We start from the raw sequence: 24,198 nt of genomic DNA, 5'->3' as shown, positions 1-24,198 counted from the left end.
TATGGCGGGACAGGTCGGCGACCCGGTGCGGCGCTGCGACACGTGCGGCGCGCCGGTCAGCGAGGGCGAATCCTTCTGCGGTAACTGCGGTGCCTACCTGGACTGGGGGAAACCGCAGGCACCGGTGACCCCGCCGACGGCGGAGGCCCCGCGGCAGGAGGCCGCGCCGGTCGAGGTGTCGCGGCAGGGGAGCGCTCCGGTCGAACCGCCGCCGCCCGGGACCGTTCCGCCGGTGGCCGGGACGGTGCAGCCCGGGGCTGTGCCGTCCGAGCCCGCGCGGCCGCCTGCCGAGCAGCCGGGCGCGGTGCATCCGAGCAAACCGGTCAGCAAGCGGCCCACCGTCCGCGCGTCGATCGGCGACCAGGGGACCGGCGGCTCCGATGACCGCCCGTGCCCCCGCTGCGGCACCCCGAACGCGCCGGGCCGCCGCTTCTGCCGCCGGTGCGGTGCGGTGCTCGACGAGGTCGTGGTGGAGACCGAGCGGGTGCCGTGGTGGCGACGGCTGCGCCTGCCCCGGTTCCGGGGGCGGCGGATCCGGTTCCCGGCGTTCCTGGTCTTCCTCGTGGTGCTGCTGCTCGTGGCGGGCGCGCTGGTCCGATATGGACCGGACATCGTCACCGCGGTGAAGGACAAGACCACCACCCCGGCCACCCTCACCCCGGCCGACACGACCGCATCGAGTTCGGCCGAAGGACATCCGCCGGGGCTGGCCGTGGACGGGTTCACCAACCGCTTCTGGGCGCCCGCGGTGCCCGCGCCCGCGCAGGGGCAGTACCTGAACGCGAAGTTCGCCAAGCCGTGCCGGTTGCTGGAGATCGTGGTGAACAGCGGGGCGTCAGCGGAACGCGAAGTGTTCAACACCCAGGCCAGGCCGGCGGAACTCGACCTCACCGTGACCACCGAGGACGGCGAGCGGAAGAGCGTCCCGGTGCGGCTCGCCGATCAGCCGGGACCGCAGCACACTCCGGTGGCGATCTCGGACATGACCCAGGCGCGGTTCACCGTGCGCACCGTTTACGGCGGCGGGCCCGGCAAACTGGTCGCACTCGGCGAAGTCGAGTTCTTCGGCCGCTGCTGACCACGGACTTCCCGCCCCGAAGGTGGCTTTCAGGGCATCTAGCGCCCCGAAGGTCACCTTCGGGGCATGCGCGTCGCGGTGGTTGGGCGTGCGAGGGGTGGATTTGTGTCGTCTAGCGCCCCGAGGGTGGCTTTCGGGGCGTGCGCAGCCGTGTCCGGACGCCTGCGAGGGCCGGGAAAGTGGCGCTAGTGTCCCCGAGGGTGGCCTTCGGGGACCAAGCGGAGCCCCCGCCACCGATCTCGCGGCACCCCCGCGACGCGCACCCGCCATCACTGTGACCTTCAGGGCATCCAGTGCCACGAAAGCCACTTTCGGGGCATCGTTCGCCGCGCGTTCGGAATTGTCGCGTCGCGCGGAAGTACCCGTATTTTCCGGGCAAGGCCATTGACTCGCGTATTGGTGCGAATCGCTCGCCATTTCGCAGTCGAAAGTGTTCCCCGTGCTGGCTGAATGCGGCGCAGCCGATCGGCGGTTGTGCGTTCCGGGGTGCCCGCCAGACTGGATTCCGGTGCCGAGAAAGTGAAAACGGCGCTGATCGGATCACTTCGTTTCACCAAGTGAAAGGGAGGATGGATGAAACCCGGCAGAAAAGTGGCCACCGCATTGGCGGCCGTCGTGGTGATGGTGTTGTCGGTCGGGGTGGCGGCCGTGGCGAGCGAGCTTAGCCGGTCCGCGCCACCGGCGCCGGGGTGCTCGGCGGGCACCACGGTCACGACCGACGACGGCCCGGTGTGCGGCCTCGCCGGTCCCGAAGTGAAGTCCTGGACGGGAATCCGCTACGCCGCACCACCGACGGGGGAGCTGCGCTGGCAGCCACCGAGGCGACCGGCCCCGTGGACCGAACCGTTCGCCGCGACGGCGAAGGGAGCCGCCTGCCCGCAGCCCGCGCGGATCGGTCCGGGCTCGGCCGACGAGGACTGCCTCAACCTCAACGTCCGCGTCCCCGCCAACGCGGGGCCGGGTCCGTTCCCGGTGATGCTGCAGATCCACGGCGGCGGGTTCCTGCTCCTCGAACCGAACGACGCGAGCCGACTGGTGACGACGGGCCACGTGATCAGCGTGGAGGTGAACTACCGGCTCGGGATCTTCGGCTTCCTCGCCCACGAGGGGTTCGGCGAGCACGCCGGCGACTACGGGATCCAGGACCAGCAGGCCGCGTTGCGCTGGGTGCAGCGGAACATCGCGCGGTTCGGCGGGGACCCGCGCAACGTCACGATCTACGGCGCTTCCGCGGGCGGGTCGAGCGTCTGCGCCCACACGGTCTCACCGGACTCGGCGGGATTGTTCAAACGGGGCATCGCCCAGAGTGGTGAGTACAACTCGCTGCTCGGCGAAGACACCTCGTGGCAGAAGCAGGACTGCAAGGCCGAGTTGCCCACCGAGGAGGAGGCCCAGCAGGCAGGGGCGCGGTTCGCCAAGGCACTCGGGTGCGGCACCGGCGATGCCGCCGCGTGCCTCCGCCGCCTGCCGGTGCAGGCCCTGCTCGACAAGGCGGGCAACGGGATGACGCCCGACAGCGGCACGATCGCGCCGATCGTGAACGGCACGACACTGCCGACGTCGCCGGGGGAGGCCTTCGCCACCGGGCGCGTCAACAACGTGGCGCTGATGCACGGCGTCGACCGCGACGAGACCCAGCTCGCCTCCGCTTCGACACCCGCCGACTACGACCGGTTGGTGGCGCAGCAGTACAAGCACCACGCGCCCGCGGTTCGCGAAACCTATCCGCTGAACCGGTTCCCGGCCCCCGCCGCGTTCCTCGCCTACCGGACCATCGTGGCCGATTCGAACTCGGTCTGCCCCGCCCTGCTCAACGACGAGCGGCTGGCGCGGCACATCCCGGTCTACGCCTACCAGTTCGACGACAGCGACGCGCCACCGGCGTTCTTCCTCGATCCCGCCAAGCCGAACGGTGCCTACCACGTCGCCGAATCGACGTTGCTCTTCCCCGGCAACGCCAAGCTCACGCCGAACCAGCAGGCGTTGTCCGACCAGCTCGTCGCGCAGTGGACGGGATTCGCCCGCACCGGCAACCCGACCGTCGACGGCACGCCCCGGTGGGACCGCTTCACCGCGGACAACCCCGTGGTGATGTCGCTCGACGCGGCGGGTGACAGCCAGCTCACCACCGAGATTTCGCGCCAGCACAACTGCGAAAAGCTGTGGAACCGGCTGATCCCGTTCACCGAGCGCCGGTGACCCGATGGTCCACAACAGACCCGGAACGGTCTGTTGTGGACCATCGCTACGGGGCGCGGGGGCTGACGATGCCGTGGTCGTAGGCGTAGACGATCGCGGCGGCGCGGTCGCGCAGGTCGAGTTTCGCGAAGATGCGCCCGATATGGCTCTTCACGGTGACCTCGGAAATGACGAGGCGCTCGGCGATCTCGGCGTTGGTGTGCCCGCGCCCGATCGCTTGCAGCACATCGTGTTCGCGCGTGGTGAGCTGTGCCGCCGGTGCGGTCGCCGGATCGGCCGGTGCCGCGCGCCGGTAGGTGGCGAGCACCCGCGCGGTGACGGTGGGGTCGAGCCAGCTCTCGCCAGCGGCCACCGTCCGCACCGCGCGGATGAGGTCCTCGGCGGGGGAGTCCTTCAGCACGAACCCCGCCGCGCCCGCCCGCAGCACGCCGGAGAGCAGTTCGTCGTCGTCGAAGGTGGTCAGTGCCAGCACCGGCGGGAGATCGCCCCGCGTGCGCAGCCGCCGGGTGGCCTCGATCCCGTCGACGCGCTTCATCCGCAGGTCCATCACGACGATGTCGATCTCGTGCGCCGCGATCGCGGCCGGGACCTCGTCCCCGTCCGAGCACTCGGCGACGATCAGGAACCCGGCGCGCCGCCGGAGGATGCGGCGCAGCCCGGAGCGCACCAGTTCCTGGTCGTCGACGAGCAGCACCCTCGTCTCGGCCTCGGTTCCGGTCACGGTTTGGCCGTCCTCAGTGGACAGCCGCGCGGCGGGGGGTGCTCCGCAGGGAGGTCGAGCGGCGCGGTCACCGCGATCGCCCAGTGCTCGTCGTCGCACGGCCCCGTGGTCAGCGTCGCGCCGAGCTGGGCGGCGCGGACCGCGATTCCTTCCAGCCCGGCGCCGTCGTGCTTGGCGCGCCGGTCGGGTTTTCCCTTCGGAAGCGTGTTGCGGACGGTCAGGCGGACCGTTTCGCGGTCGATGTGGAGCCCGACGCTGGCGGTGCTCCCCGGCGCGTGCTTGACGATGTTGGCCAGCGACTCCTGGGCGATCCGGTACAGGCCGAGGCCGCGGGTGGCGTCGATCGCGCCGAGATCGCCGCTCTGCTCGTACCGCACCGGGACACCGGCGCCGCGGGTGTGTTCGACGAGGGTGGTGATCTGTTCGAGGTCCGGCAGCGGCTGGGTGCTCGGCTGGTTGGCCGGCAGCAGGCCCACGCTGCGGCGGATGTCGGTCATCGCGCTGCGCCCGATGCGTTCGGCCTCGGTGAGCGCGTCGATCGCCTCGGCGAGGTCGCCGTCGGTCTGCAGCGCGTGCCTCGCCCCGGTGACGTGCAGCAGGGTGATGCTCAGCGAGTGCCCGACCACGTCGTGCACTTCGCGGGCGATGCGCTGCCGTTCCGCCAGCGCCGCCTGATCGCGCTCGGTGGCCCTGCTGGTCCTCTCCGCCGCGAGCGCCCTGATCTGCCAGCGCAGCGTGATCCCGACCTGCACGCCGAGCAGCACGCCGACCGCGTACACCGGCGCTCCGGCCAGCTGCCCCATCAGCCCGGCGCCGACCGGGATCGCGCAGCCGAGCGCGGCGGCGACCAGCGCCACGAGCGGGCGCGAGGTCGCGGCCACCTCGGCCACCGCGACGGTGAGCAGCCACGGCGCGACATCGGTCGGCACGGGATGGGTGAGCAGCACCAGTACCGCGGCGGCCACCAGCACGGCGTCCATCCAGGGCCACAGCATCCGGCCGCTGGCCGTCCACACCACCAGGTGCCCGTACACGAGCACCGCGGCGAGCACGAGCAGCGCTGGCGGCATCGCGTGCCGCTGGATCAGCGCGGCGACGGCCATCGCCGCGCTCGCCGCGGTGGACCACGCCGGGATCCACCACGGGTAGGGCACGCCGAGGCGGGCGCAGCTGTTCTCCAGCCGCACCTTCACCCGCGTCGCCACTGCCAGCACGGACCCATCATAGGAACCTCCGGTGCCCCGGGGCTTCCGTCGGCGGGCGGCAGCGGGCTTCCTACCACGGTAGGAGGCGGATTGCCGTCCTCGGCTCGAAGCGGTGGGGGCGCGCGGCGGCATAGTCTCGGGCCCGGACCGGAGCCGACGCGGGAGGAACCCCATGGGCTGGCAGGAAGCGCACCGCTACTACGCGGCCCTGCGCGAGGTGGAGCGAGAACTGGACCGGACGGCCGATGGCGCGGTGCCGTGGCGCGCCGAGTACGCCGAGATCTTCGGTGATCGACGCGGTCTTCTGCTCGCGCTGCGACGGCGATGGGACCTGATGGTGCAGGCGCAGGTCGAACCGGACGGCGCGCCGAGGCTGCGCGAGCTCGCCCAGGAGCACCCCGGCCTGGCGCGGGTCGTCTGCCTCGACGGCGCGGCTCCCGCGCGTTGCCCGCTCGGCGGTGTGGCATGAGCCGGCTGCGTTCGGCGACCCTGTGGGCGATCCGCTACGGGCTGCCGGGGATGGCCGTCCGCGCCGCCGCCCGCCGCGGCGACCTGATCGCCAGGCTCACCGCGGACGAGGCACTCCGGGAAGACCCCTTCGACGCCTACGACCAGTTGCGCGCGCGGGGCCCGGTGGTGACCAACCGGTTCCTCAGCGCGACGGCGACCCACCGGACCGCCAGCGAGGTGCTGCGCAGCGACAAGTTCGTGGCCAGCGCCGGTGCCGGGCCCAACCGGCTGCTCGACCGGGTGCTCACCGCCGCGGTCGACCCGAAGGCACTCGGGCCGGTCGATCCGCCGTCGCTGCTGGTCGTCCAGCCGCCGCAGCACACCCGGCTCCGGAAGCTGGTTTCGCGCACTTTCACCCCGCGCGCGGTCAACCACCTCACCGGGCGCATGCGCGAGGTCGCCGACGACCTGCTGGACCGCATCCCCGAAGGAGAGCCGTTCGACCTCGTCGAGGCCTACGCCGCGCCGTTGCCGGTGATGGTGATCTCCGAGATCCTCGGCGTGCCGACCACGATGCAGGACGAGTTCCTCCGCTGGGGGAACGAGGCGGCCGCGACACTCGACCCCGGCCTTCGCTGGCGCGCGTTCTGGCGCGCGGACGCGGCACTGCGCGACCTCAACGCCTGGTTCGAAAACCACCTCGCGCACCTTCGCCGCGATCCAGGGGACGACCTGCTGAGCAAGCTCGTTCACGACGGTGTCGACAACGGCGACCGGCTCACCGACACCGAGCTCCGCGCCACCGGCCTGCTGCTGCTCGGCGCCGGTTTCGAGACGACCGTCAACCTCATCGGCAACGCCGTCCGCCTGCTCCTCGACCACCCCGAGCAGCTCGCCGCGCTGCGCGCCGACCCGTCCGGCTGGGCGAACGCCGTCGAGGAGGTCCTGCGGTACGACTCGCCGGTGCAGGTCACCTTGCGGGTGGCGAGCGAGGACATCGACCTGGCCGGTCAGCGGCTTCCCCAGGGCCGCGCCGTGATCACCATGCTCGGGGGCGCCAACCGCGATCCCGCCGTGTTCTCCGATCCGCACACCTTCGACATCACCCGTCCCAACGCGCGCGAACATCTCGCGTTCTCGGCGGGGATCCACTACTGCCTCGGCGCGCAGCTCGCCAGGCTCGAAGCCTCGATCGCCCTCCAAGCGCTGTTCGAACGGTTCGACGGCCTCTCGCTCGCGGGCTCGCCGACCCGGCGCGGCACGCGCGTGCTGCGCGGCTACACCGAACTTCCCTTGCGCACCAACAAAAAAGCCGCCTCGGCGGCCACGAAGGGCACCTGACGCTCACACGGCCCGGCGATAGGTCAGATGGGTCACGCCGATCCCTTCGACGACCTCTGCCTGCTCGAAGCCGATCGGGGCGGCACCGTCGAGCCCGGACAGCATCGGGGTGCCGCCGCCGAGCACGACCGGCACGACGTCCATCCGCAGTTCGTCGAGCAGACCGGCACGGAGCGCGTCGGCCACGGTACCGCCGGGGCCGACTCCGACATCGCGCTGTCCCGCGGCTTCGCGCGCCAGCGCGATCGCGTTCGCCACGCCGTCGGTGACGAAGGTGAACGGTGCGGCGGCGTCCCAGCCGGGTGGCGGCGGGCGGTGGGTCACCACGAACACCGGCACCCCGCTCGGATGCCGCCCCGCCCAGCCAGCCGTGAGGTCGAACTGCTTCCGGCCGACGACGCAGGCCCCGATCCGCTCCTGGAGTTCGCACAGGTACCGGGCGGTCGTCTCGGAGGTGCGGTAGGTCAGCCGGTCCGGATCGGTCGTGGGGGTGGCCACGGGACCCGCCGTGCACCACGCGAAGAGGCGGTCGAACCCGCTCTGGCCCGGCCCGGAGATGTAGCCGTCCAACGAAACCGATGCTTGCGTGAAGACCTTTCCCATGGTTCCCCCTGGGGCGTGCTCGCGAAGTTGACAATGGCGAACCCTAGCACGTATAAAACCATCAGGTTATGAAACCGAGAGGTTATCCGCATGACTGCACCGGACACATTGGACGCGACGTTCGCGGCGCTCGCCGATCCCACCCGGCGCGCCATCCTGACCCGGCTCGCCACCGGCGAAGCCACGGTCACCGAGCTGGCCGCGCCGTTCGCGATGAGCCAGCCCGCCGTCTCCAAGCACCTGCGGGTGCTGGAGCGGGCGGGCCTGGTCAGCCGAGGGCGCGACGCGCAACGGCGGCCGTGCCGCCTGGTCGCCGAGCCGCTGAGGGTGGCCACGGACTGGCTGGCCGACTACCGCGACTACTGGGAGACGAGCTACCAAAAGCTGGACGCGGTGCTGAGCGAACTGCGGGACGGGGACGCATGACCTCGCCGCACACCGGGCACGGGCTGCGGGTGGTCGCCTCCGGGAGCGCCGGCCTCGTCCTCACCCGCACCTTCGCCGCTCCCGCGCCACTGGTCTTCGCCGCGCTCACCGAACCGGACCTGCTCCGCCGCTGGCACGGTGCCCGCGGCTGGCGGCTGACCGCCTGCGAGGTCGACCTGCGGCCAGGCGGTGCCTGGCGGTTCGTCTCCACCGGGCCCGCCGGTGCCGAGATGGAACTGCACGGGCACTTCCACGAGGTCGACCCGCCCGCGAGGCTCGTGCAGACCGAGATCCACCGTGACTGGGCCGACGGCGAGGCACTGGTCACCACCGAGCTGTCCGAAGTGGACGGACATACCGATATGACCGTCACCGCGCGGTATTCCACGCCCGAAATCCGCGACGCGGTCCTGCGCAGCCCCATGGAACGTGGCGCTGGCGAAGGGTACGACCGCCTCGCCGCCCTGCTCGACGAAAGACGACAATCATGACCGAGAAAACCGCCCCTGCCACCGAAATCCCCGCCGATGTGTTGGAGGTCCAGAACGAACCCGGGAACCCGCCCGTGCCGCCGGGCACGCTGCTGCTGGAACTCGTGCCGGTGCCGGTCACCGACATCGACCGGGCCAAAGCCTTCTACCAGGACCAGCTCGGGTTCCGCCCCGACGTCGACATCAACCCGAAGCCCGGGGTCCGCATCGTCCAGCTGACCCCGCCCGGCTCGGCCTGCTCGATCACCCTCGCCGAAGGGCTCCCCACCCTCGACATGCCCGCGGGAACGCTGCGCGGCCTGCACCTGGTGGTGGCCGACATCGAGGCGTCCCGCGCCGAACTCGTCGAGCGCGGCGTCGAGGTCAGCGAGGTCGAGGACCTCGGCGGAGTGTTCTACGCGTACTTCGCCGATCCCGACGGCAACACCTGGTGCCTGCAGCACATGCCCTGGCGCTGAGGCGGGGACGAGCCGGGCTTGCGCCAGCGGCAGGCCCGGACACCATCGCCTTGCCGTATTGGCAAAGCGTCGTGCATCTGGCGCAAGGTGTGCTTACCGTGAACGCCATGCCCCAGGACATCCAGGACCAGCACCACCACGACGTCGATGCCAAGGTCGAACTCCTCGATCTCGAAGCGGAAGCCCTCGCCGAACACACGGCGGCCATCACCGCGTGGCTGCCGATCGAGGCCGATCCCCGCAAGATCGTGGATCTGGGGTGCGGCACCGGCGCGGGCACCTTCGCCCTGCTCGCCCGGTTCCCCGAAGCCGTGGTCACCGCGGTCGACTCCTCGGCCGAGCACCTGAACCGCTTGCGGGACAAGGCGCGCGAGCTCGGAGTGGCCGAGCGGGTGCGCGCCGTCCAGGCCGATCTCGACGCGGCGTGGCCGGACGTCGGCGAGCCCGATCTGGTGTGGGCGTCGGCTTCACTGCACCACATGGCCGATCCCGACGGCACGCTGCGCCGCGTCCGCGGCGCCCTCGCTCCCGGCGGCCTGTTCGCGCTCGTCGAGCTCGCCGGTTTTCCCCGCTTCCTGCCCGCCGACGCCCCGGAGGACCGGCCGGGCGTCGAGGAACGCTGCCATGCCGTGCTCGACCGCCGTCACGCCGCGCGGGTGCCGCACCGGGGCGCGGACTGGGCGCCCCGGCTGACCGCCGCGGGGTTCACCGTCGAAGGCGAGCGCGCGATCACCGTCCACATCGAACAGTCCCGCACGGATGCGGTCGGCCGCTACGCGCTCACCAGCCTCCGCCGCATCCGCGCCGCGGTCGCCGAGGACCTTCCGGCCGACGACCTCGCCGTGCTGGACCGGCTGCTCGACACCGGCGGCGATGGCAGCATCCTGCGCCGCGACGACCTCGCGGTGCGCACCGAACGCGTTGTACTTGCCGCCCGCCCCGCATCATCCACAATGGATCGTTGAGGAACCCGGCTGCAGGTGTCCACAGTAGATGGACACCTGCCGCCGGGTTCAGCGTGCGCCGCCGAGGATGCGGCGGGTCAGCGCGCCGCGCTCGTCCATCAGTTCGTCGAGCGCTTTGGTCAGCACCGCTTCGTCGAGCCGCACCCGCTGCCCGCCGGTGTGCTCGTCGATGCCGAGCAGGATCGCGCGGCGCACCAGCTCCCGCATGAACGACGCGGTCACGCCTGCCGTTCTGGCGACGATCGCGCCCGCGTCCGGCAGGTCGAGATCGGCGCTCTTCGCGTAGAGGCGCAGCAGCCGTTCACGACATCGTTCGTCCGGTAACGGCACCTCCACCGCGAGATCGACCCGGCCGGGCCGTTCGGAGAGCGCCTTCTCCATCACCTCGACCCGGTTGGTGGTGAGCACGAAGGTCACGTCGGCCTCCGAGTCCACCCCGTCCATCTCGTTGAGCAGTTCGAACAGCACCGGGGTGCCGCACGAGTTCGCCGCGCGGTCCTGCGCGATCAGGTCGACGTCCTCGACCACGACGACCGCGGGCTGAAGTCTCCTGGCCAGCGTCGTCGCCACGCGGAGCAGCTTCAGCACGGCGACACCGGAGATGACGATGACCGTGCGCTCGCCGAGCCTGCCGAGCAGGTACCGCACGGTGTGCGTCTTCCCCGTGCCCGGCGGGCCGTGCAGCAGCAGCCCCCGTTTGAGGTGCTGGCCGTGCGCGGCGAGCAGTTTCGCCGACTCCGCCGAGCGGACCACGTGCCGCTCCACGCTGTCGAGCACGCCGTCGGGGAGCACCACGTCGTCCGCGCCGACCTCGGGCCGGGGCAGGAACGACAGCAGGTGGTTGCCGCGGTGCTCGCTGATCCCGAAGGAGATCACCTTCCCGCCGAACGCGTTGTGCCGATCGGTCAGGCGCTCGATCTCCTCGCGCGCCGCGGTGGCCGCCGACCGCTCCGCGGCGAGCACGTGCAGTTTGCACGGCTGGTCGACGCTGTGGTCCGGTGGCCCCATCAGCGCGACCGTGACCGGTCTTCCGTCCGGGGCGAAGCTGGAAATCAGGCCGAGGTGCACCGCGTCGATGGTCTCGTCCGGTCCCACGGCCACGCTGACGTAGTCCACCGCGCCGAGGTCGTACCCGCCTCTGGTGACGGAATTCGTCAGCATGTCCTTGATGTCGCGGTACGTTCTGCCGTCACCGTCGATGCCGAACCACTCCGCGTCCGGTGAATGCTCGGCGAGGTAGGCGTCGAGCCCGCACTGCAGGTTCGCGTGCTCCCAGCCGGGGAAGACCGCGGTCACGGTGGGCACCTCGTTGAGGGGGCACGCGAGGTGCGTGCTGATCCGGTCCGCCAGCGCGGACGGTCTGCGCAGCGAGGTCAGCGTGTGCTCGAACAGTTTTCTCAGCGATACGGCCAGTGCGTGGGCTTCGTCCGTTTCCCGATCCGTCACGAGGATCATGATTCGTCGGCACGGCCGCGGTGTCATCCGGGTTCTCCCGGAGTCCTACCCGGACATCGACCCCGAGTTCGTTCCACTGAGGACAGTCAGGCCGGATGTCGCGAGCACCGGGTTGACCGGCGCGAAATAGGAAACACCGCCGCTGTCGCAGTCCCCGCTGCCGCCGATCAGCACGCCCTGCGCCTGCGTGCCGCTGACGAACGGCCCGCCGGAGTCGCCGGGTCCCGCGCAGACGGTGGTCTGGGTCAGACCGCTCACGGTGCCCTCGGGAAAGCTGATCGTCAGGTTCTTCGCCTCGATCACCCCGCACCGCCAGCCGGTGGTCGCGCCGTACTCGCACACCGGCGCGCCGATCGGCGCCTCGGCCGACCCGGTGATCGTGACGCGGCTGTCGGCCGGCGGGATCGAGCCCACCAGCCGCCAGTCCGCCGTGTTCGTGACCCGGATGACGATCGCGCCGGTGGGCGGGAACGGTGCCCCGGTGACCACGCCGACCGGGCGTCCCTCGCTGCTGACGGTGTCGCCTGGCCTGCCGCAGGCGGTACCGGCGATCAGGTAACCGGCGCCGCCAGCCGTCGCGGCGAACCCGGCCGTGCACCGCGAACCCGCGCCGCTTTCCAGCGGGCTGCCGCCGCCGAGCGGGTCCGGGGTGGTGGCCTGCGCGGCGGGTGGCACGGCGAGGCAGAGCGCGAAGAAGAAGCCGAGCGGGTAACGGAATCGGGGCGGTCTCATCCGAGCCTCCGATGGGGTGAGGAGTGCCTCGATGGTAGCCAAGCCGGACGCCGCGGCCCATCGGCCGAACGGTGGCGCCTGAATCGTCCACAAAGGACCTTACGGCCGGGGCCACCCGTTCGGGGACCGTACTGGAGGTACTCCAGGGTTACGATCGGGGTCATGCGTTTCGCCATCAAGACCTCGCCCCAGAACACGGTCTGGGAAGACATGCTCTCCGTGTGGCAGGCGGCCGACGAGATCGAGCTGTTCGAATCGGGCTGGACCTTCGACCACTTCTACCCCATCTTCTCCGATCCGACCGGGCCCTGCCTGGAAGGCTGGGTCACGCTCACCGCGCTCGCGCAGGCCACGAAGCGGCTGCGGCTGGGCACCCTGGTCAGCGGTATCCACTACCGGCACCCGGCGCTGCTGGCGAACATGGCCAGCACGCTCGACATCATCTCCGGCGGCAGGCTCGAAATCGGCATCGGCGCTGGCTGGAACGAGGAGGAGTCCGGCGCGTACGGCATGCGGCTCGGCCCGGTCAAGGAGCGCAGCGACCGCTTCGAGGAAGGCTGCGAAGTCCTGGTCGGCCTGCTGACCAAGGAAACCACGACCTTCCAGGGCGAGCACTACCAGCTCACCGACGCCAGGTGCGAGCCGAAGGGCGTGCAGAAACCGCACCCGCCGATCTGCATCGGCGGCAGCGGCGAGAAGCGCACCCTGCGCACCACCGCGAAGTACGCCCAGCACTGGAACTTCGTCGGCGGCACGCCCGAGGAGTTCGCGCACAAGCGCGGCGTGCTGCACCGCCACTGTGAGGACATCGGGCGCGACCCGAGCGAGATCACGCTGTCCTCGCACGTCCGCCTCGGCCCGGACAACGACTACGCCAAGGTCGCCGCCGAAGCGGAGGCGCTCGGCGAAGCGGGTCTCGACCTGGCGATCGTGTACCTGCCGCCGCCGCACACCCCGGACGTGCTGGAGCCACTGGCGAAGGCGCTCGAACCGCTGCGCTGACGCCGAAGGGCCGCGCGCGGCCCGGCCCAGTTTGGCCGCGCCGCGCGCGGGGAACACCCGGCTCGTGGTGAACCATGCGCAGGCCCCGGTGATCGACGCCATCCGGCAGTACCGCGAGAAGGACCATCTCGCGTTCATCCCGCCGGGGCACAAACAGGGCAGGGGAGTGGACCCGCGACTGGCCGAGGTCGTCGGCAAGGACGTGTTCGCCTCGGACATCATCCTGTTGAACGGCCTGGACAACCGGGAGATGGACCGCGGCGTGCTGGCGAGGGCCGAGGAGCTGATGGCCGACGCGGTCGACGCGGACCAGGCGTTCTTCTCCACCTGCGGCAGTTCCCTGTCGGTCAAGAGCGCGATGCTCTCGGTCGCGGGCCCCGGCGAGAAACTGCTGCTGTCCCGCAACGCGCACAAGTCCGTGGTGGCCGGGCTGATCCTGAGCGGCATCCAGCCGGTGTGGGTCGACCCGCGCTGGGACGGCCGCCTGCACCTGGCGCACCCGCCCGGCCCCGACGCGGTCGACGCGGCCTTCCGCGCGCATCCGGACGCCAAGGGAATGCTGCTGATCACCCCGACCGATTACGGGGCCTGCGCGGCGATCCGCGAGACCGCCGACGTGTGCCACGCGCACGGACGCCCCCTGATCGTCGACGAGGCGTGGGGCGCGCACCTGCCGTTCCACGACGGGTTGCCCGCGTGGGCCATGGACGCGGGCGCGGACCTCTGCGTGACCAGCGTGCACAAGATGGGCGCCGGGCTCGAACAGGGCTCGGTCTACCACCTGCAGGGCGACCGGATCGACGGCAGCGTCCTGGCCGCCCGCGCGTCCCTGCTCGACACCACGAGCCCCTCCTCGTTGATCTACGCCGGTCTCGACGGGTGGCGCCGCCAGATGGTCGAGCACGGTGCCGAACTGCTGGACACCGCGATCGGCCTCGCGCGCGAGACGAGGGATGCGCTCGCCGCGATTCCCGGCATCGGTGTGCTGGGCAGGGCGGACCTGGTCGGTCCCGGTCTCGCCGACGACAACGACCCGTTGAAGATCCTCATCGACACCGCGGAACTGGACCGCTCCGGCTACGACGTCAACCAGTGGCTGCGCGAGCGGCACCGGATCGACATGGGCCTGTCCGACCACCAGCGGATGGCAGCGCAGATCACCGTCGCCGACGACGGGGAAACCACCGGCAGGCTCGTCGACGCCGTCCGCTCGCTGGTCGGCAGGCTCGACGAGATCCCGGTCGCCGAGCCCATCGACCTGCCCAGCCCCGCGGATCTCGAACTCGAACAGGCGATGTCGCCGCGCGAAGCCTTTTTCGGTCCGCTGGAAGACGTTCCGGCGCACCGCGCGGCGGGCCGGATCGCGGCCGAGACGATCAGCCCGTACCCGCCGGGGGTACCCGCCGTGCTCCCGGGCGAGGTCCTCACCCAGCCGGTGCTCGACTACCTGCGCTCCGGTGTCGCGGCGGGCATGTACGTGCCCGATCCGGCCGATCCGGAACTCGCCACCATCAGGGTGGTGGCGAGGTAGCGCTCCGTCAGTCCGTGATCGCGGTCGCTTCGACTTCGACGAGCACGTCCGGCTCGAAGAGGTGCTCGACCCCGATGAGCGACGAGGGCGGCATGGGCGCCGGGAGCCCGAGCTCCGCGGCCACCTCCTCGACCCCCGCCATGAACTCGTGGATCTTCTCCGGCGCCCATTTCGTGACGTAGAAGGTCAGCCGCACGACGTCGTCGAAGGTGGCGCCCGCGCCGGCGAGCCCGGTCGCGGTGTTGCGCAGCGCGTGCGCGACCTGGCCCGCGAGATCGTCGGCGACCCGCGCGCCGTCGGCCCGGCGCGCGACCTGACCGCTGACGTGGACGTGGCGGGTGCCGGTGCCGACGGCGACGTGGTGGTACGGGGCAGGCTGCGGCAGGCCGTCGGGGGTGAAGCGCCGGACGCTCATCGAAGTCTCCTCGCGGGGGAAGTGAACCAGGTATAGCTTTGATACCTGGTACATTCAGGACACTTCAACGAGACCAGGTTTCATGCCGGATACCTCCCCAGCGGAATTCGCGATCAGCGCGCCGCACCGCGAACTGCTCGACCAAGTACTCGACAAGTGGTCGCTGCAGATCCTCAACGAGCTGTGCGAGCGGCCGTGCCGCTTCAACGACCTGCGCCGCGCGATTCCCGCGGTGACCCAGAAATCGCTCACCGCGACACTGCGGAGACTCGAACGCAACGGCATCGTGGAACGGCGGCTGCTCAGTTCGCGGCCGGTCGCCGTCGAATACCGGATCACGCCCTTGGGGAAGACGCTCCGGCACCCGGTCGACGTTCTTCTCGAATGGGCGGCGAAGCACCTGCCCGCCATCGAAAAGGCACGCGGGCGGTTCGACGAAACGGTGAGCTGAGGCTCAGGGGCGGAACAGCACCTTGACCGCGCCGTCCTCCTTCTTCTGGAACATTTCGTAGGCGGCCGGTGCGTCGGCGAGCGGGACGTGGTGGGTGGCGAAGGTGTCCACGCCGAGCGGATCGTCGTCACCGAGGAGCGGCAGCAGATCGCCGACCCAGCGGTGCACGTTGGCCTGCCCCGTGTGCAGCCGGAGCTGCTTGTCGAAGATCGTCAGCATCGGCAGTGGATCGGCCATGCCACCGTACACACCGGACAGTGAGATCGTACCGCCGCGCCGCACGATGTCGATCGCCTGGTAGAGCGCGTGCATCCGGTCGACGCCGCCGGTCTGCATGAGCTTTTCGGACACCGCGTCCGGCAGCACGCCCGCGATCTGCTGCGCGATCTTCCCGACCGGCGACCCGTGCGCCTCCATGCCGACCGCGTCGATCACCGAATCCGGGCCCCTGCCGTCCGTCCGGTCCCGGATCACCTCGGCGAGATCGTCGTCGTGTTCGGCGAGGTCGATCGTGTCGACGCCCCTGGCCCTGGCGCGGCCGAGCCGTTCGGGCACCCGGTCCACGCCGATGACCTCGCCGGCGCCCCGGTGCAGCGCGATGCGGGCGGCCATGTCGCCGATCGGGCCGAGCCCGAGCACGGCCACGCTTCCGCCCGGCGGGATGTCCGCGTACTCGACGCCCTGCCATGCGGTCGGAAGCACGTCGGACAGGAAGACGAACCGGTCGTCGGCCGGGCCGTCGGGCACCTTGACGGGCAGCTCGTTCCCGTACGGCACGCGGAGATATTCCGCCTGGCCGCCCGGAACCTGCCCGTACAGCTTGGTGTAGCCGAACAGCGACCCGCCCATGCCCTGGTCGCGCACCTGGCTGGTTTCGCACTGCGAGTGCAGGCCCTGCCCGCACATGAAGCAGGTGCCGCAGGAGACGTTGAACGGCACCACGACCCGGTCGCCGGGACGGACCGCGGTGACCTCGGCACCGGCCTCCTCGACCACGCCCATCGGTTCGTGGCCGAGGATGTCACCGGGTTCCAGGAACGGCCCCAGCACCTCGTACAGGTGCAGATCGGAGCCGCACAGACCGGTCGAGGTGATCCGCACGATCACGTCGTCGGGCGCCGCCAGCGCCGGATCCGGCACCGTGTCCACCCGGACGTCGCGTTTTCCCTGCCAGGTCAAGGCTTTCATGAAGCTCCTTCGGTGCCGGGCGCGTCCTCGGCGATCGCCGGTTGTTCGGCGCCGAGCCGCCATTCTTGGGACTCCGCGACGTCCTTCGCTTCCTTGACGTGCCTCCGCGAGGCTTCGAGCAGGTCATCGGCGGGTTCGTCGCTGGTCTGCTCCGATCGTGGTTCCGACATGCTGGGCTCCTTTCGCACATTCCGGGTACCCAGCCCGGCCCCGCGGCGAAACTCCGGCGACAGCGGCGTGCTAGGACGGCCATGCTTCGGATTCGGCACACAGCGCGGTCGCCGCTTCGATCTCGCCGGAGCGCACTTTGGCGGCCAGCGAGCCGTCCTCGGGGGTCAGGAAGAGCCAGCCGAGGACCTCCGAGTCGGCGTACCGGGTCCGGGTGCCGAGCGATCTTTCGAGCCGGTCGAAGTGGTCGCGGGCCGCGGCGGTGTAGGGCAACCAGGTTCTGGCCCATCTGACCACGATCCTGGCGAGGTCGTTGGGTACGTCGCGGGGGTGGATCAGCCGGTCGCCGGTGATGGGGACCGTGCTTGTGGTGAACCTGGCGCCGGGCGCGGCGACCAGCAGGTGATCGGACATGGCTGCTCCGTGGGAGGTCGGACGGGTGCGAACCGGATCGCGCGTTCGCGCTCGAAATCGTGGTTCGCCCGGCCGGAGATCGGATGAGGGGCGGCATCGGCGCGCAGCTGTCGTGCTCACCACGACCCGGCCCAACCCGAAAAGGGATGCGGGGGTGAACTGGCTGCTTTCTCAACCACGCACAGATTATCCGATCCCGTTTCGGCGGGCGAACCGGGTGCGCGATCCGGCTCGCCGATTCTTTGGAAAACCGGGCGTGTGGACGTCTCGGAATAATCGTGGATTTGTTCCGGCGAATTCGATCAGGATGATCGGCCGTGGTGGAACCGCATGAGAACGGCGGGGACCGGTGCCGAAGGGCAACCCGTCCCCGCCGTGGGTACCGCCGCGCCCGCGCGGGGCGGCTCCGGACCTAGTTGTGCTGCGACGTACCGCCGTCGACGACGGCGCTCGCGGCGCAGTTGTACGGCGTCGCGGTCTCGTTCTCGTTTTCGCCAGGGGACAGGATCGGGAGGCCGATCCCGTTGAGGGCGTTGCGAATCGGCACCTGGACACCGAGGACGTTGACGTCGTTGCCGCACACGCCAGGGCTCACGTTGACGTTGTGCAGCACGTCGATGTTGTTCAGGTTGATCAGGCCGACCTGGCCGCCGTGATGGCCGTGGTGGCCGGGCGCGGGGTGGTCGGCGGGGGCGGCCATGGCGGCTCCGCCGCCGGCCAGTGCCGCGGCCGCCGCGGCCGTCACGACGAATCCGGCTTTTTTGAGCATGGTTTCTCCCTAACGGTGATGCGGCGGCCGGAGCCGGTAAGTGGGTGCGCGGCCGAACGCTTCCGCACGGAAGTTTTCGGGCCGGGAAGGTTCGTCGAGTTCCACTTCGAGAATTCGACTCGCCGGTGCGCGCTTCGTTCTCGCCTTTATTCGGGCGCCGCATCGAATAGTGGTTTGCTTGGAGTGATGGCGAACATACCCACGGTCGCCGCCGAGCGTCCACGTGGTTCCACGATTGTGTCGGGTCGCGGCCCGCTGACCGGGCGCGCCGTCCCTCGTCCGGGTAGGCGTCCGAGGCGGGCGGGAGCGCACCAAGATCGACAAGAAGTGTTCGGGCGCAACGGATCCAGGGCTCGCGGGCCGGAAGCCCGCCGCCACCGGACGGGGGTGCGGATCAGTGCTCGGCGCGCTCGTACAGGTCGACGATCCGGGTCGGCAGGACGCCCCGTTCGCTCACCGGCAACCCGTTGACCCGCGCCCAGTGCCGGATCCGGCAGTTGTCCACCGTGGTGCCTGACGGCGCCCTGCCGCCGCCCGGCAGCAGCTTGCGGCGGTATCCGCGCAGGTAACGCCCCGCTTCGACATACCGGGCCAGCAACGCGCGGAAGGCCTTGGCGTTCTCGGCGGAGAGGTCTATCCGGTAGCGGGTGCCGTCCAGCTCGAACTGGATCGTCTCGTCGGCTTCGCTGCCGTCGAGATCGTCGACCATCACCTGTGCCACCAGAAAGCCCTCTCCACCCGGCCACGACCGCCCGCGGTGGCGGTGACGGTAGCGAGCGGAACGCCGTGGCCGCGCACGATTCCACCAAGGTGTCGCGGCGCACCCGGCTGGCCACGCCGCCGGTAGTTCGATGGGCTGATCCCGCGGCAGCCCGGCGGGGCGTTCGGGGATAAGCCGCGCGGAAGGTGGGTATGCCTCCCGTGCAACGACGAGTTCATCGAAGTGAGGAGTGCGGAAATGACCACGGCACGGCAACTGATGACCGGCGGGGCCACCTGCGTGCGATCCTCCGACACGGTCCTCGACGCCGCCAACATCCTCGCGGGCTCGGACATCGGCGCGGTGCCGATCTGCGGTGAGGACGACCGGCTCAAGGGCATGCTGACCGACCGCGACATCGTGGTGAAGGTGCTCGCCGAGGGCAAGGACCCGCGCGCGATCAGCGCGGGCGACCTGGCGCAGGGCGAGGCGGTGACCATCGGCGCGGACGACGACGCCGAGGAGATCATGGCGACCATGGCGAACCACCGGGTCCGCCGCCTGCCCGTGATCGACGGGCACCGGCTCGTCGGCGTGGTGTCGCAGGCCGACGTCGCGCGCACACTGTCCAATCCGGACGCCGGAGCCCTGGTCGAGGCCCTTTCCTTCGACTAGACCCGAGGAGAAGACCGCGATGACCCCGAACGTGGTGTGGCACGGCGACGGTGGCTGCCCGACCGTGCTCGTGCTCGACCCCGCCGGTGCCGCGAACCACGGCGAACTGCCAGCCACCTGGCGGGACCTCGCCGAGCGGCGCCAGGTGGTGTGGTGCCGCCTCAGCGAGGACGGCGCCCTTTCGGAGGCGTTCGAGCTGCTGGCCGATCCGGACGTGCTCACCCGGCCGGTGGACGTGGTCACCAGCGGGCCGGTGGCGGGCACCGTGCTCGAACTGGTGAGCAGGCGTCCCGCCGCGGTCCGTTCGCTGCTGCTGGTCGATCCCGCCGCCGAGGACACCGGCGCGCGCGACGACGCCGCGCCCGCGGACGAGCGGTGGGCGGAAAGCGTGCGCTCGGTGCGGCAGGCTGCCGAGGCCGACGGCGTGACGGTCGCGGTGATCGCGCACAGCACACCGTCCGAAGAGGACAGAGTGCCGCCGCCGCTGCCGCTCGGCCACCCCGACGTGGTCGCCGCGGTCGCGCGCACCACGGCGGACCTGGACGAGTCGCCCCGGCCGTGAGCGCCAGGGTTGTGGCCTTCCCGAGACCTCGTTAGTGTTGGCCCCGGTTCAGTCAGCAGCCAACCGCGAAGCGGTGCGGCGCTCATTTCGGACCACTTCCCGCTTCGTTGGATACGGCGAGCGGAAGGGTTCTGTCGATGACGTCACGCGGGCATCGCGAGGTGCTGCGGATCGTGTCCCACCCCGTCACGGATTCGGTGGCGGAGATCGTGCTGACGGGGGAAATCGACCTGTCGACCGCGCCACGGCTCGATGCCTGCGTCGACGCCCTTTTCCGCGGGCCGATGCCGAAGGTCGTGGTGGTCGACATGAACGGTGTCGGGTTCCTCGGCAGCGCGGGGATGGCCAGCCTCCTGCGCGCGCAGGAGCAGGCGCGGAGCTACGACGTGCCACTCCTGCTGTGCGCGGTGCGGGCACAGGTGCGCCGGTCGCTCGTGCTCATCGGCCTCGACGGCGAGTTCGTCTTCCGGGACTCCGTGGAGGAAGCGAAAACGGACTGGGCGGGTACCGCTTCCTGAACGCCGTGAGCCGCCGTTTCGCGGTGGTGCGGGCGGGGTATCCGCACCGCATGAGCCGCAACCTCGAAGGACTTTCGGACAAGGTGCCCGCGACCGGGGGCACGGAAGATCTCGTCAAGGTGGCCTCGGTGCTCGACACCGTGCGGATCGCCGGGAAGGCGGTGCTGCCGACGCTGGCGGGCGGGGTCATCAAGCGCCGCCCGCGCGTACTGGCGGCGGCGCAGAAGCTGCGGCTCGACGGCCCGTCGATCCCGTTGTTCCAGTCGCTGCGCCACCGGTACGGGCCGGGGCCGCTGCGGCTGCGGATCCCGGGCAGGTCGATCGCGGTCGTGCTCTCCGGCGCCGACGTCGGCAGGGTGCTCGAAGGCTCGCCCGCGCCGTTCACCCCGGCCACCACGGAGAAAAAGGCGGCGCTGAGCCATTTCCAGCCGCACGGCGTGCTCATCTCCGAGCAGCCCGAGCGCGGGGAACGGCGCGAGTACGTCGAATCCGTGCTCGAAACCGAGCGGCCGCTGCACGAGATCGCCGCCGCCGCGGTGACCGTGGTCGAGGAGGAAACCGCCGCACTGCTGGAAAACCGCGGCGGGGAGCTGGACTGGGACGCGTTCAACATCGCCTGGTGGCGCATCGTGCGCAGGGTCGTGCTCGGGGACGGTGCCCGCGACGACGACGAGGTCACCGATCTCCTCGCGAAGCTCAGGCGGGACGCCAACTGGGCGTACCTGCACCCCGACAAGGACGAAACGCGCCGCCGCTTCGAAACGCGCCTGCGCGGCCACCTCGACCGGGCCGAGCCGGGCAGCCTCGCGCAGGTGATGGCGACGACGTCCGCGGGTGGCGAGGTGGACCCGGTCGGCCAGGTCCCGCACTGGCTCTTCGCCTTCGACGCGGCGGGGATGGTGACGCTGCGGACGCTGGCGCTGCTCGCGACCCACCCCGAGCAGGACACCGAAGCGCGCGCGGAAATCGACGGTCTCGACCTCGGCGCGCCGCAGGCGCTGCCCTACCTCCGCGCGAGCGTGCTCGACACCGTGCGGCTCTGGCCGACCACACCGGTGCTGCTGCGGGAAAGCACGGCCGAGACGGCGTGGGGCGAGGACACGAAACTGCCCGCGGGCACGGAGTTCCTCGTGTTCACGCCGTTCTTCCACCGCGACGGCGAGTCCCTCCCGTACGCCGACCGGTTCTCACCGGAGAGCTGGCTGGACGGCAGCGCGCAGCGCAAGCCCGCGCTCGTGCCGTTCAGCGCGGGACCGGGGGAGTGCCCCGGCCGCAACGTGGTGCTGCTGGTGGTGTCCACGATGCTCGCGAACCTGGTGCGGGCCAAGCGGTTCCGCCTGGTTTCCCCGCCGCCGCTTTCGCCGGGCGCCCCGCTGCCGCCGACGATCGACAACTTCGGGCTCCGCTTCGCCGTCGCGGAGGCGTGAAGCGGCGAGGTGGTGATGGCTGAGGAGAAGAACCCGTCGCAGGGGCGGTTCGCGCGGATCGTACGGTGGTTCCGGCGGGCCGGTGGTGCCGACAGCTACGAGCGGTACACGCTCGCGCTGGTGTGCAAGAGCGCGCTCGCCGCGACCGTCTCGTGGGTGGTCTCGTACGACCTGATCGACGCGCAGTCACCCGCGTTCGCACCGTTTTCCGCGGTGCTGATCATGCAGGTGACGGTCTACCAGTCGCTCGTGCAGACGCTGCGGTTCGTCGGCGCGGTGTGCGCGGGGGTCGCGTTGCAGGCGGCGCTGGGATTCCTGTTCGGGCCGACCCTGCTGACCTTCGCGCTGGTGGCGCTCATCGCGATGACGATCGGGCAGTGGCGAAGGCTCGGCGCGCAGGGCTCGCAGGTGGCCACGGCGGCGTTCTTCGCCTTCTCCACCTACGTTTCCGCGACCGGCGGCCTCGAACGGGTCGCCCAGCTCGGGCAGATCATCCTCCTCGTGCTCATCGGCTGCGGGGTCGGTGTGCTGGTCAACGTGCTGGTGCTACCGCCGTTGCGGTACCGCAGCGCCGAGTACGGCGTCCAGGCCCTCGCGCATTCGCTGTGCGACCTGCTCGACGACATCCACCCGCCGCTGCGGGAAGGCGAGCTGGGGGAGGACCGGACCAGCCACTGGCGCGAGCGCGCGACCTATCTCGCCCCGGTCGCCGCGCAGGCGCAGTCCTCGGTGCGGACGGCGTCGGAAAGCACCTACTTCAACCCGCGCCGCCGCCTTCGCCGCCATTCGCACCACAACGCTTTCCCGGTGTACCAAGGGGTGATCGACGCGTTCGAGCGCGTCGGCCACCAGGTCGTGTCGATCACGCGCAGCCTCGACCAGTGGCAGGAGAGCGAAGACGGCGACGAGCACCGCGACTTCCTCCGCCGGTACGGAGCCTTTCTCGCCTCGATCACGGAAATCGCGTCCCTGTTCAGCACCATCGACGAGGACCGGCTGGACGAGAAGGCCGCCGAACTGCGCTCGGCCACCGAGGAAGCACAGCGGCAGCGCGACGGCCTCGTCGAGATGATCGAGGACAGCGCGCTCCCCACGGCGGATCCCTCGCACCCGTACGGAATCTTGCTCGCCGAAGCGACCCGTCTGGTGGACGAAGCGCAGCACCTCCGCTCGATGCTGGGGGAGCGGGAAACCACCTGAGTCACCGGACGACGATGGTGTGCTCCCCGCGCGGGACGAGTTCGCCGATCACCGGTGCGCCGGGGATTTCGCCAGCCAGCAGCAGACCACCCGAGGTCTGGGCGTCGGCGAGCAGCAGTGCCTCCGAAGTGTCCACAGCGGACAGATCGGCGGCGGGGGCGACCCAGTCGAGGTTACGCCGCGTGCCGCCGCTGACGTAGCCGTCCCGCAACGCTTCTCGTGCGCCGTCGAGGTAGGGCACCGCCGCCGCGTCGATGACAGCGGTGACGCCACTGGCCCGCGCCAGCTTGTACAGGTGCCCGAGCAGGCCGAAACCGGTCACGTCGGTCGCGCACGAGATCCCGGCGCGCAGTGCGGCGGCGGAGGCGGCGTCGTTGAGGGTGGTCATCGCGGAAACGGCTTCTTCGAAGCGTTCCCCGGTGCTCTTGTGACGGGAGTTGAGCACGCCGATGCCGAGCGGCTTGGTGAGCGACAGCGGCGTCCCGGCACGCCCGGAGTCGTTGCGCAGCAACCGGTCCGGGTCGGCGGTGCCGGTCACCGCGAGCCCGTACTTCGGCTCCGGGTCGTCCACGCTGTGCCCGCCGGCGAGATGGCAGCCCGCGGTGGCGCAGATGTCGAGCCCGCCCCGGAGCACCTCGGCGGCGAACTCGAACGGCAGGGTTTCCCGTGGCCAGCCGAGCAGGTTCACCGCGACGACGGGCCTTCCGCCCATCGCGTACACATCGGACAGTGCGTTCGCGGCGGCGATCCGCCCCCAGTCGCCGGGATCGTCGACCACGGGGGTGAAGAAGTCCGTGGTGGCGATCAGGGCGAGGCCGTCGCGGATCTTCACCGCCGCCGCGTCGTCCCCGTCGTCGAGGCCGACGAGCAACTCGCCCGCCGGGTCACGGGGCGGTGCGCCGGAGAGGCCGCGGACGACTTCTTCGAGCTCACCCGGCGGGATCTTGCAGGCACATCCGCCGCCGTGCGCGTACTGCGTGAGTCGGACCGGCATGGCCGCCATTGTGCTCCTCGTGCGAGCGCGCCGCTGTCTTGCGAGGATGGTCACCATGGT

The 24,198-nt window shown here is 70.8% G+C and carries 28 protein-coding genes; 16 read left to right on the top strand and 12 right to left on the bottom strand.

All coding sequences use genetic code 11. The annotated features are described in order from the left end of the window. The first annotated feature begins 1 nt into the window (after nt 1). Complete coding sequence (locus HUW46_RS06075) at nt 2–1,078, top strand: zinc ribbon domain-containing protein (protein ID WP_215546336.1); 1,077 nt, start codon at nt 2–4, stop codon at nt 1,076–1,078. A gap of 573 nt (nt 1,079–1,651) precedes the next feature. Continuing rightward, on the top strand, nt 1,652–3,277 hold the full coding sequence (locus HUW46_RS06070) for a carboxylesterase/lipase family protein (RefSeq protein WP_215546335.1): 1,626 nt from the start codon (nt 1,652–1,654) through the stop codon (nt 3,275–3,277). Nucleotides 3,278–3,323: 46 nt separating this feature from the next. Here HUW46_RS06070 and HUW46_RS06065 read toward each other — a convergent pair whose 3' ends face one another. Further along, nucleotides 3,324–3,998 (bottom strand): response regulator transcription factor, encoded by a 675-nt coding sequence (locus HUW46_RS06065; RefSeq protein WP_215546334.1) that lies wholly within the window; start codon nt 3,996–3,998, stop codon nt 3,324–3,326. After that, a complete protein-coding gene (locus HUW46_RS06060) occupies nt 3,995–5,212 on the bottom strand; it encodes a sensor histidine kinase (RefSeq protein WP_254125861.1) in 1,218 nt (405 codons plus the stop codon). The genes HUW46_RS06065 and HUW46_RS06060 overlap by 4 nt, the downstream gene beginning before the upstream one ends. A 163-nt stretch (nt 5,213–5,375) precedes the next feature. On the opposite strand from HUW46_RS06060, the gene HUW46_RS06055 reads away from it, so the two are divergent. Both HUW46_RS06055 and HUW46_RS06050 read left to right on the top strand, forming a co-directional pair. Continuing rightward, nucleotides 5,376–5,672 carry a hypothetical protein gene (locus HUW46_RS06055; RefSeq protein ID WP_215546332.1) on the top strand — a complete coding sequence of 99 codons (297 nt, stop codon included), beginning with the start codon at nt 5,376–5,378 and terminating at the stop codon, nt 5,670–5,672. After that, on the top strand, nt 5,669–6,994 hold the full coding sequence (locus HUW46_RS06050) for a cytochrome P450 (protein ID WP_215546331.1): 1,326 nt from the start codon (nt 5,669–5,671) through the stop codon (nt 6,992–6,994). Before HUW46_RS06055 ends, HUW46_RS06050 begins: the two co-directional genes overlap by 4 nt. A gap of 3 nt (nt 6,995–6,997) precedes the next feature. Here HUW46_RS06050 and HUW46_RS06045 read toward each other — a convergent pair whose 3' ends face one another. After that, on the bottom strand, nt 6,998–7,597 hold the full coding sequence (locus HUW46_RS06045; RefSeq protein WP_215546330.1) for a dihydrofolate reductase family protein: 600 nt from the start codon (nt 7,595–7,597) through the stop codon (nt 6,998–7,000). A 90-nt stretch (nt 7,598–7,687) separates the two neighbouring features. On the opposite strand from HUW46_RS06045, the gene HUW46_RS06040 reads away from it, so the two are divergent. The 4 genes from HUW46_RS06040 (at nt 7,688) to HUW46_RS06025 (ending at nt 9,937) form a co-directional block, all read left to right on the top strand. Further along, complete coding sequence (locus HUW46_RS06040; protein ID WP_215546329.1) at nt 7,688–8,023, top strand: ArsR/SmtB family transcription factor; 336 nt, start codon at nt 7,688–7,690, stop codon at nt 8,021–8,023. Beyond that, on the top strand, nt 8,020–8,514 hold the full coding sequence (locus HUW46_RS06035; protein ID WP_215546328.1) for an SRPBCC family protein: 495 nt from the start codon (nt 8,020–8,022) through the stop codon (nt 8,512–8,514). The genes HUW46_RS06040 and HUW46_RS06035 overlap by 4 nt, the downstream gene beginning before the upstream one ends. Then, nucleotides 8,511–8,972 (top strand): VOC family protein, encoded by a 462-nt coding sequence (locus HUW46_RS06030; protein WP_215546327.1) that lies wholly within the window; start codon nt 8,511–8,513, stop codon nt 8,970–8,972. The genes HUW46_RS06035 and HUW46_RS06030 overlap by 4 nt, the downstream gene beginning before the upstream one ends. A 107-nt stretch (nt 8,973–9,079) precedes the next feature. Continuing rightward, on the top strand, nt 9,080–9,937 hold the full coding sequence (locus HUW46_RS06025; protein ID WP_215546326.1) for a class I SAM-dependent methyltransferase: 858 nt from the start codon (nt 9,080–9,082) through the stop codon (nt 9,935–9,937). A 48-nt stretch (nt 9,938–9,985) separates the two neighbouring features. Here the strand turns inward: HUW46_RS06025 and HUW46_RS06020 are convergent, their stop codons facing one another. After that, on the bottom strand, nt 9,986–11,392 hold the full coding sequence (locus tag HUW46_RS06020; protein ID WP_254125859.1) for an AAA family ATPase: 1,407 nt from the start codon (nt 11,390–11,392) through the stop codon (nt 9,986–9,988). A gap of 45 nt (nt 11,393–11,437) precedes the next feature. After that, on the bottom strand, nt 11,438–12,124 hold the full coding sequence (locus tag HUW46_RS06015) for a S1 family peptidase (protein WP_215546324.1): 687 nt from the start codon (nt 12,122–12,124) through the stop codon (nt 11,438–11,440). 162 nt (nt 12,125–12,286) lie between these two features. Here HUW46_RS06015 and HUW46_RS06010 point away from each other — a divergent pair, with 162 nt between their 5' ends. Further along, entirely contained in the window at nt 12,287–13,126 is an 840-nt protein-coding gene (locus tag HUW46_RS06010) for an LLM class F420-dependent oxidoreductase (protein WP_215546323.1), read from the top strand. Nucleotides 13,127–13,193: 67 nt separating this feature from the next. After that, the gene (locus HUW46_RS06005; protein ID WP_215549704.1) at nt 13,194–14,657 is read left to right on the top strand and encodes an aminotransferase class I/II-fold pyridoxal phosphate-dependent enzyme; all 1,464 of its coding nucleotides are present in this window, start codon (nt 13,194–13,196) and stop codon (nt 14,655–14,657) included. 7 nt (nt 14,658–14,664) lie between these two features. Here the strand turns inward: HUW46_RS06005 and HUW46_RS06000 are convergent, their stop codons facing one another. Then, entirely contained in the window at nt 14,665–15,072 is a 408-nt protein-coding gene (locus HUW46_RS06000; protein ID WP_215546322.1) for a RidA family protein, read from the bottom strand. A gap of 82 nt (nt 15,073–15,154) precedes the next feature. Here HUW46_RS06000 and HUW46_RS05995 point away from each other — a divergent pair, with 82 nt between their 5' ends. After that, nucleotides 15,155–15,523 (top strand): winged helix-turn-helix transcriptional regulator, encoded by a 369-nt coding sequence (locus tag HUW46_RS05995; protein ID WP_215546321.1) that lies wholly within the window; start codon nt 15,155–15,157, stop codon nt 15,521–15,523. A gap of 3 nt (nt 15,524–15,526) precedes the next feature. On the opposite strand, the gene HUW46_RS05990 is transcribed toward HUW46_RS05995, so the two are convergent. The 5 genes from HUW46_RS05990 to HUW46_RS05970 all read right to left on the bottom strand — a co-directional run bounded on the left by HUW46_RS05990 (nt 15,527) and on the right by HUW46_RS05970 (nt 18,771). Continuing rightward, the gene (locus HUW46_RS05990) at nt 15,527–16,711 is read right to left on the bottom strand and encodes an alcohol dehydrogenase catalytic domain-containing protein (RefSeq protein ID WP_215546320.1); all 1,185 of its coding nucleotides are present in this window, start codon (nt 16,709–16,711) and stop codon (nt 15,527–15,529) included. Beyond that, nucleotides 16,708–16,881, bottom strand: coding sequence for a hypothetical protein (locus HUW46_RS05985; protein WP_215546319.1), 174 nt, complete (start codon nt 16,879–16,881; stop codon nt 16,708–16,710). Before HUW46_RS05985 ends, HUW46_RS05990 begins: the two co-directional genes overlap by 4 nt. Nucleotides 16,882–16,951: 70 nt before the next feature. Next, complete coding sequence (locus tag HUW46_RS05980) at nt 16,952–17,293, bottom strand: hypothetical protein (protein WP_215546318.1); 342 nt, start codon at nt 17,291–17,293, stop codon at nt 16,952–16,954. Nucleotides 17,294–17,705: 412 nt separating this feature from the next. Further along, nucleotides 17,706–18,062, bottom strand: a complete 357-nt coding sequence (locus tag HUW46_RS05975; RefSeq protein WP_215546317.1) for a hypothetical protein — start codon at nt 18,060–18,062, stop codon at nt 17,706–17,708. 394 nt (nt 18,063–18,456) lie between these two features. After that, a complete protein-coding gene (locus tag HUW46_RS05970; protein WP_215549703.1) occupies nt 18,457–18,771 on the bottom strand; it encodes a histone-like nucleoid-structuring protein Lsr2 in 315 nt (104 codons plus the stop codon). A 249-nt stretch (nt 18,772–19,020) separates the two neighbouring features. On the opposite strand from HUW46_RS05970, the gene HUW46_RS05965 reads away from it, so the two are divergent. From HUW46_RS05965 to HUW46_RS05945, 5 genes are all read left to right on the top strand, one after another. After that, complete coding sequence (locus tag HUW46_RS05965; RefSeq protein ID WP_215546316.1) at nt 19,021–19,437, top strand: CBS domain-containing protein; 417 nt, start codon at nt 19,021–19,023, stop codon at nt 19,435–19,437. 19 nt (nt 19,438–19,456) lie between these two features. Further along, nucleotides 19,457–19,999, top strand: a complete 543-nt coding sequence (locus HUW46_RS05960) for a hypothetical protein (protein WP_215546315.1) — start codon at nt 19,457–19,459, stop codon at nt 19,997–19,999. Between the two features lie 137 nt (nt 20,000–20,136). Then, the gene (locus HUW46_RS05955) at nt 20,137–20,517 is read left to right on the top strand and encodes an STAS domain-containing protein (RefSeq protein ID WP_215546314.1); all 381 of its coding nucleotides are present in this window, start codon (nt 20,137–20,139) and stop codon (nt 20,515–20,517) included. 5 nt (nt 20,518–20,522) lie between these two features. Further along, nucleotides 20,523–21,944 (top strand): cytochrome P450, encoded by a 1,422-nt coding sequence (locus tag HUW46_RS05950; RefSeq protein WP_254125857.1) that lies wholly within the window; start codon nt 20,523–20,525, stop codon nt 21,942–21,944. 15 nt (nt 21,945–21,959) lie between these two features. Then, the gene (locus tag HUW46_RS05945; protein WP_215546313.1) at nt 21,960–23,144 is read left to right on the top strand and encodes an FUSC family protein; all 1,185 of its coding nucleotides are present in this window, start codon (nt 21,960–21,962) and stop codon (nt 23,142–23,144) included. A 1-nt stretch (nt 23,145) separates the two neighbouring features. Here HUW46_RS05945 and selD read toward each other — a convergent pair whose 3' ends face one another. Then, on the bottom strand, nt 23,146–24,147 hold the full coding sequence (selD, locus tag HUW46_RS05940) for a selenide, water dikinase SelD (RefSeq protein ID WP_442860919.1): 1,002 nt from the start codon (nt 24,145–24,147) through the stop codon (nt 23,146–23,148). Nucleotides 24,148–24,198: the final 51 nt, after the last annotated feature.

Origin of the sequence: Amycolatopsis sp. CA-230715 (assembly GCF_018736145.1) — a bacterium.
Lineage (GTDB): Bacteria > Actinomycetota > Actinomycetes > Mycobacteriales > Pseudonocardiaceae > Amycolatopsis.
This window is presented reverse-complemented; position numbering and strand designations above follow the sequence as displayed.

What these genes read in the sequence shown, in the direction of transcription:
- HUW46_RS06040 (WP_215546329.1), top strand. Translation starts at nt 7,688, where the DNA reads ATGACTGCACCGGACACATTGGACGCGACGTTCGCGGCGCTCGCCGAT.
- HUW46_RS05970 (WP_215549703.1), bottom strand. Translation starts at nt 18,771, where the DNA reads ATGGTCGACGATCTCGACGGCAGCGAAGCCGACGAGACGATCCAGTTC.
- HUW46_RS06055 (WP_215546332.1), top strand. Translation starts at nt 5,376, where the DNA reads ATGGGCTGGCAGGAAGCGCACCGCTACTACGCGGCCCTGCGCGAGGTG.
- HUW46_RS06020 (WP_254125859.1), bottom strand. Translation starts at nt 11,392, where the DNA reads ATGATCCTCGTGACGGATCGGGAAACGGACGAAGCCCACGCACTGGCC.
- HUW46_RS06075 (WP_215546336.1), top strand. Translation starts at nt 2, where the DNA reads ATGGCGGGACAGGTCGGCGACCCGGTGCGGCGCTGCGACACGTGCGGC.
- HUW46_RS06030 (WP_215546327.1), top strand. Translation starts at nt 8,511, where the DNA reads ATGACCGAGAAAACCGCCCCTGCCACCGAAATCCCCGCCGATGTGTTG.
- HUW46_RS06050 (WP_215546331.1), top strand. Translation starts at nt 5,669, where the DNA reads ATGAGCCGGCTGCGTTCGGCGACCCTGTGGGCGATCCGCTACGGGCTG.
- HUW46_RS06000 (WP_215546322.1), bottom strand. Translation starts at nt 15,072, where the DNA reads ATGAGCGTCCGGCGCTTCACCCCCGACGGCCTGCCGCAGCCTGCCCCG.
- HUW46_RS06015 (WP_215546324.1), bottom strand. Translation starts at nt 12,124, where the DNA reads ATGAGACCGCCCCGATTCCGTTACCCGCTCGGCTTCTTCTTCGCGCTC.
- HUW46_RS05990 (WP_215546320.1), bottom strand. Translation starts at nt 16,711, where the DNA reads ATGAAAGCCTTGACCTGGCAGGGAAAACGCGACGTCCGGGTGGACACG.
- HUW46_RS05945 (WP_215546313.1), top strand. Translation starts at nt 21,960, where the DNA reads ATGGCTGAGGAGAAGAACCCGTCGCAGGGGCGGTTCGCGCGGATCGTA.
- HUW46_RS06010 (WP_215546323.1), top strand. Translation starts at nt 12,287, where the DNA reads ATGCGTTTCGCCATCAAGACCTCGCCCCAGAACACGGTCTGGGAAGAC.
- HUW46_RS05980 (WP_215546318.1), bottom strand. Translation starts at nt 17,293, where the DNA reads ATGTCCGATCACCTGCTGGTCGCCGCGCCCGGCGCCAGGTTCACCACA.
- HUW46_RS06035 (WP_215546328.1), top strand. Translation starts at nt 8,020, where the DNA reads ATGACCTCGCCGCACACCGGGCACGGGCTGCGGGTGGTCGCCTCCGGG.
- HUW46_RS06045 (WP_215546330.1), bottom strand. Translation starts at nt 7,597, where the DNA reads ATGGGAAAGGTCTTCACGCAAGCATCGGTTTCGTTGGACGGCTACATC.
- HUW46_RS05955 (WP_215546314.1), top strand. Translation starts at nt 20,137, where the DNA reads ATGACGTCACGCGGGCATCGCGAGGTGCTGCGGATCGTGTCCCACCCC.
- HUW46_RS05995 (WP_215546321.1), top strand. Translation starts at nt 15,155, where the DNA reads ATGCCGGATACCTCCCCAGCGGAATTCGCGATCAGCGCGCCGCACCGC.
- HUW46_RS06070 (WP_215546335.1), top strand. Translation starts at nt 1,652, where the DNA reads ATGAAACCCGGCAGAAAAGTGGCCACCGCATTGGCGGCCGTCGTGGTG.
- HUW46_RS05960 (WP_215546315.1), top strand. Translation starts at nt 19,457, where the DNA reads ATGACCCCGAACGTGGTGTGGCACGGCGACGGTGGCTGCCCGACCGTG.
- HUW46_RS06025 (WP_215546326.1), top strand. Translation starts at nt 9,080, where the DNA reads ATGCCCCAGGACATCCAGGACCAGCACCACCACGACGTCGATGCCAAG.
- HUW46_RS05975 (WP_215546317.1), bottom strand. Translation starts at nt 18,062, where the DNA reads ATGCTCAAAAAAGCCGGATTCGTCGTGACGGCCGCGGCGGCCGCGGCA.
- selD (WP_442860919.1), bottom strand. Translation starts at nt 24,147, where the DNA reads ATGGCGGCCATGCCGGTCCGACTCACGCAGTACGCGCACGGCGGCGGA.
- HUW46_RS05985 (WP_215546319.1), bottom strand. Translation starts at nt 16,881, where the DNA reads ATGTCGGAACCACGATCGGAGCAGACCAGCGACGAACCCGCCGATGAC.
- HUW46_RS05965 (WP_215546316.1), top strand. Translation starts at nt 19,021, where the DNA reads ATGACCACGGCACGGCAACTGATGACCGGCGGGGCCACCTGCGTGCGA.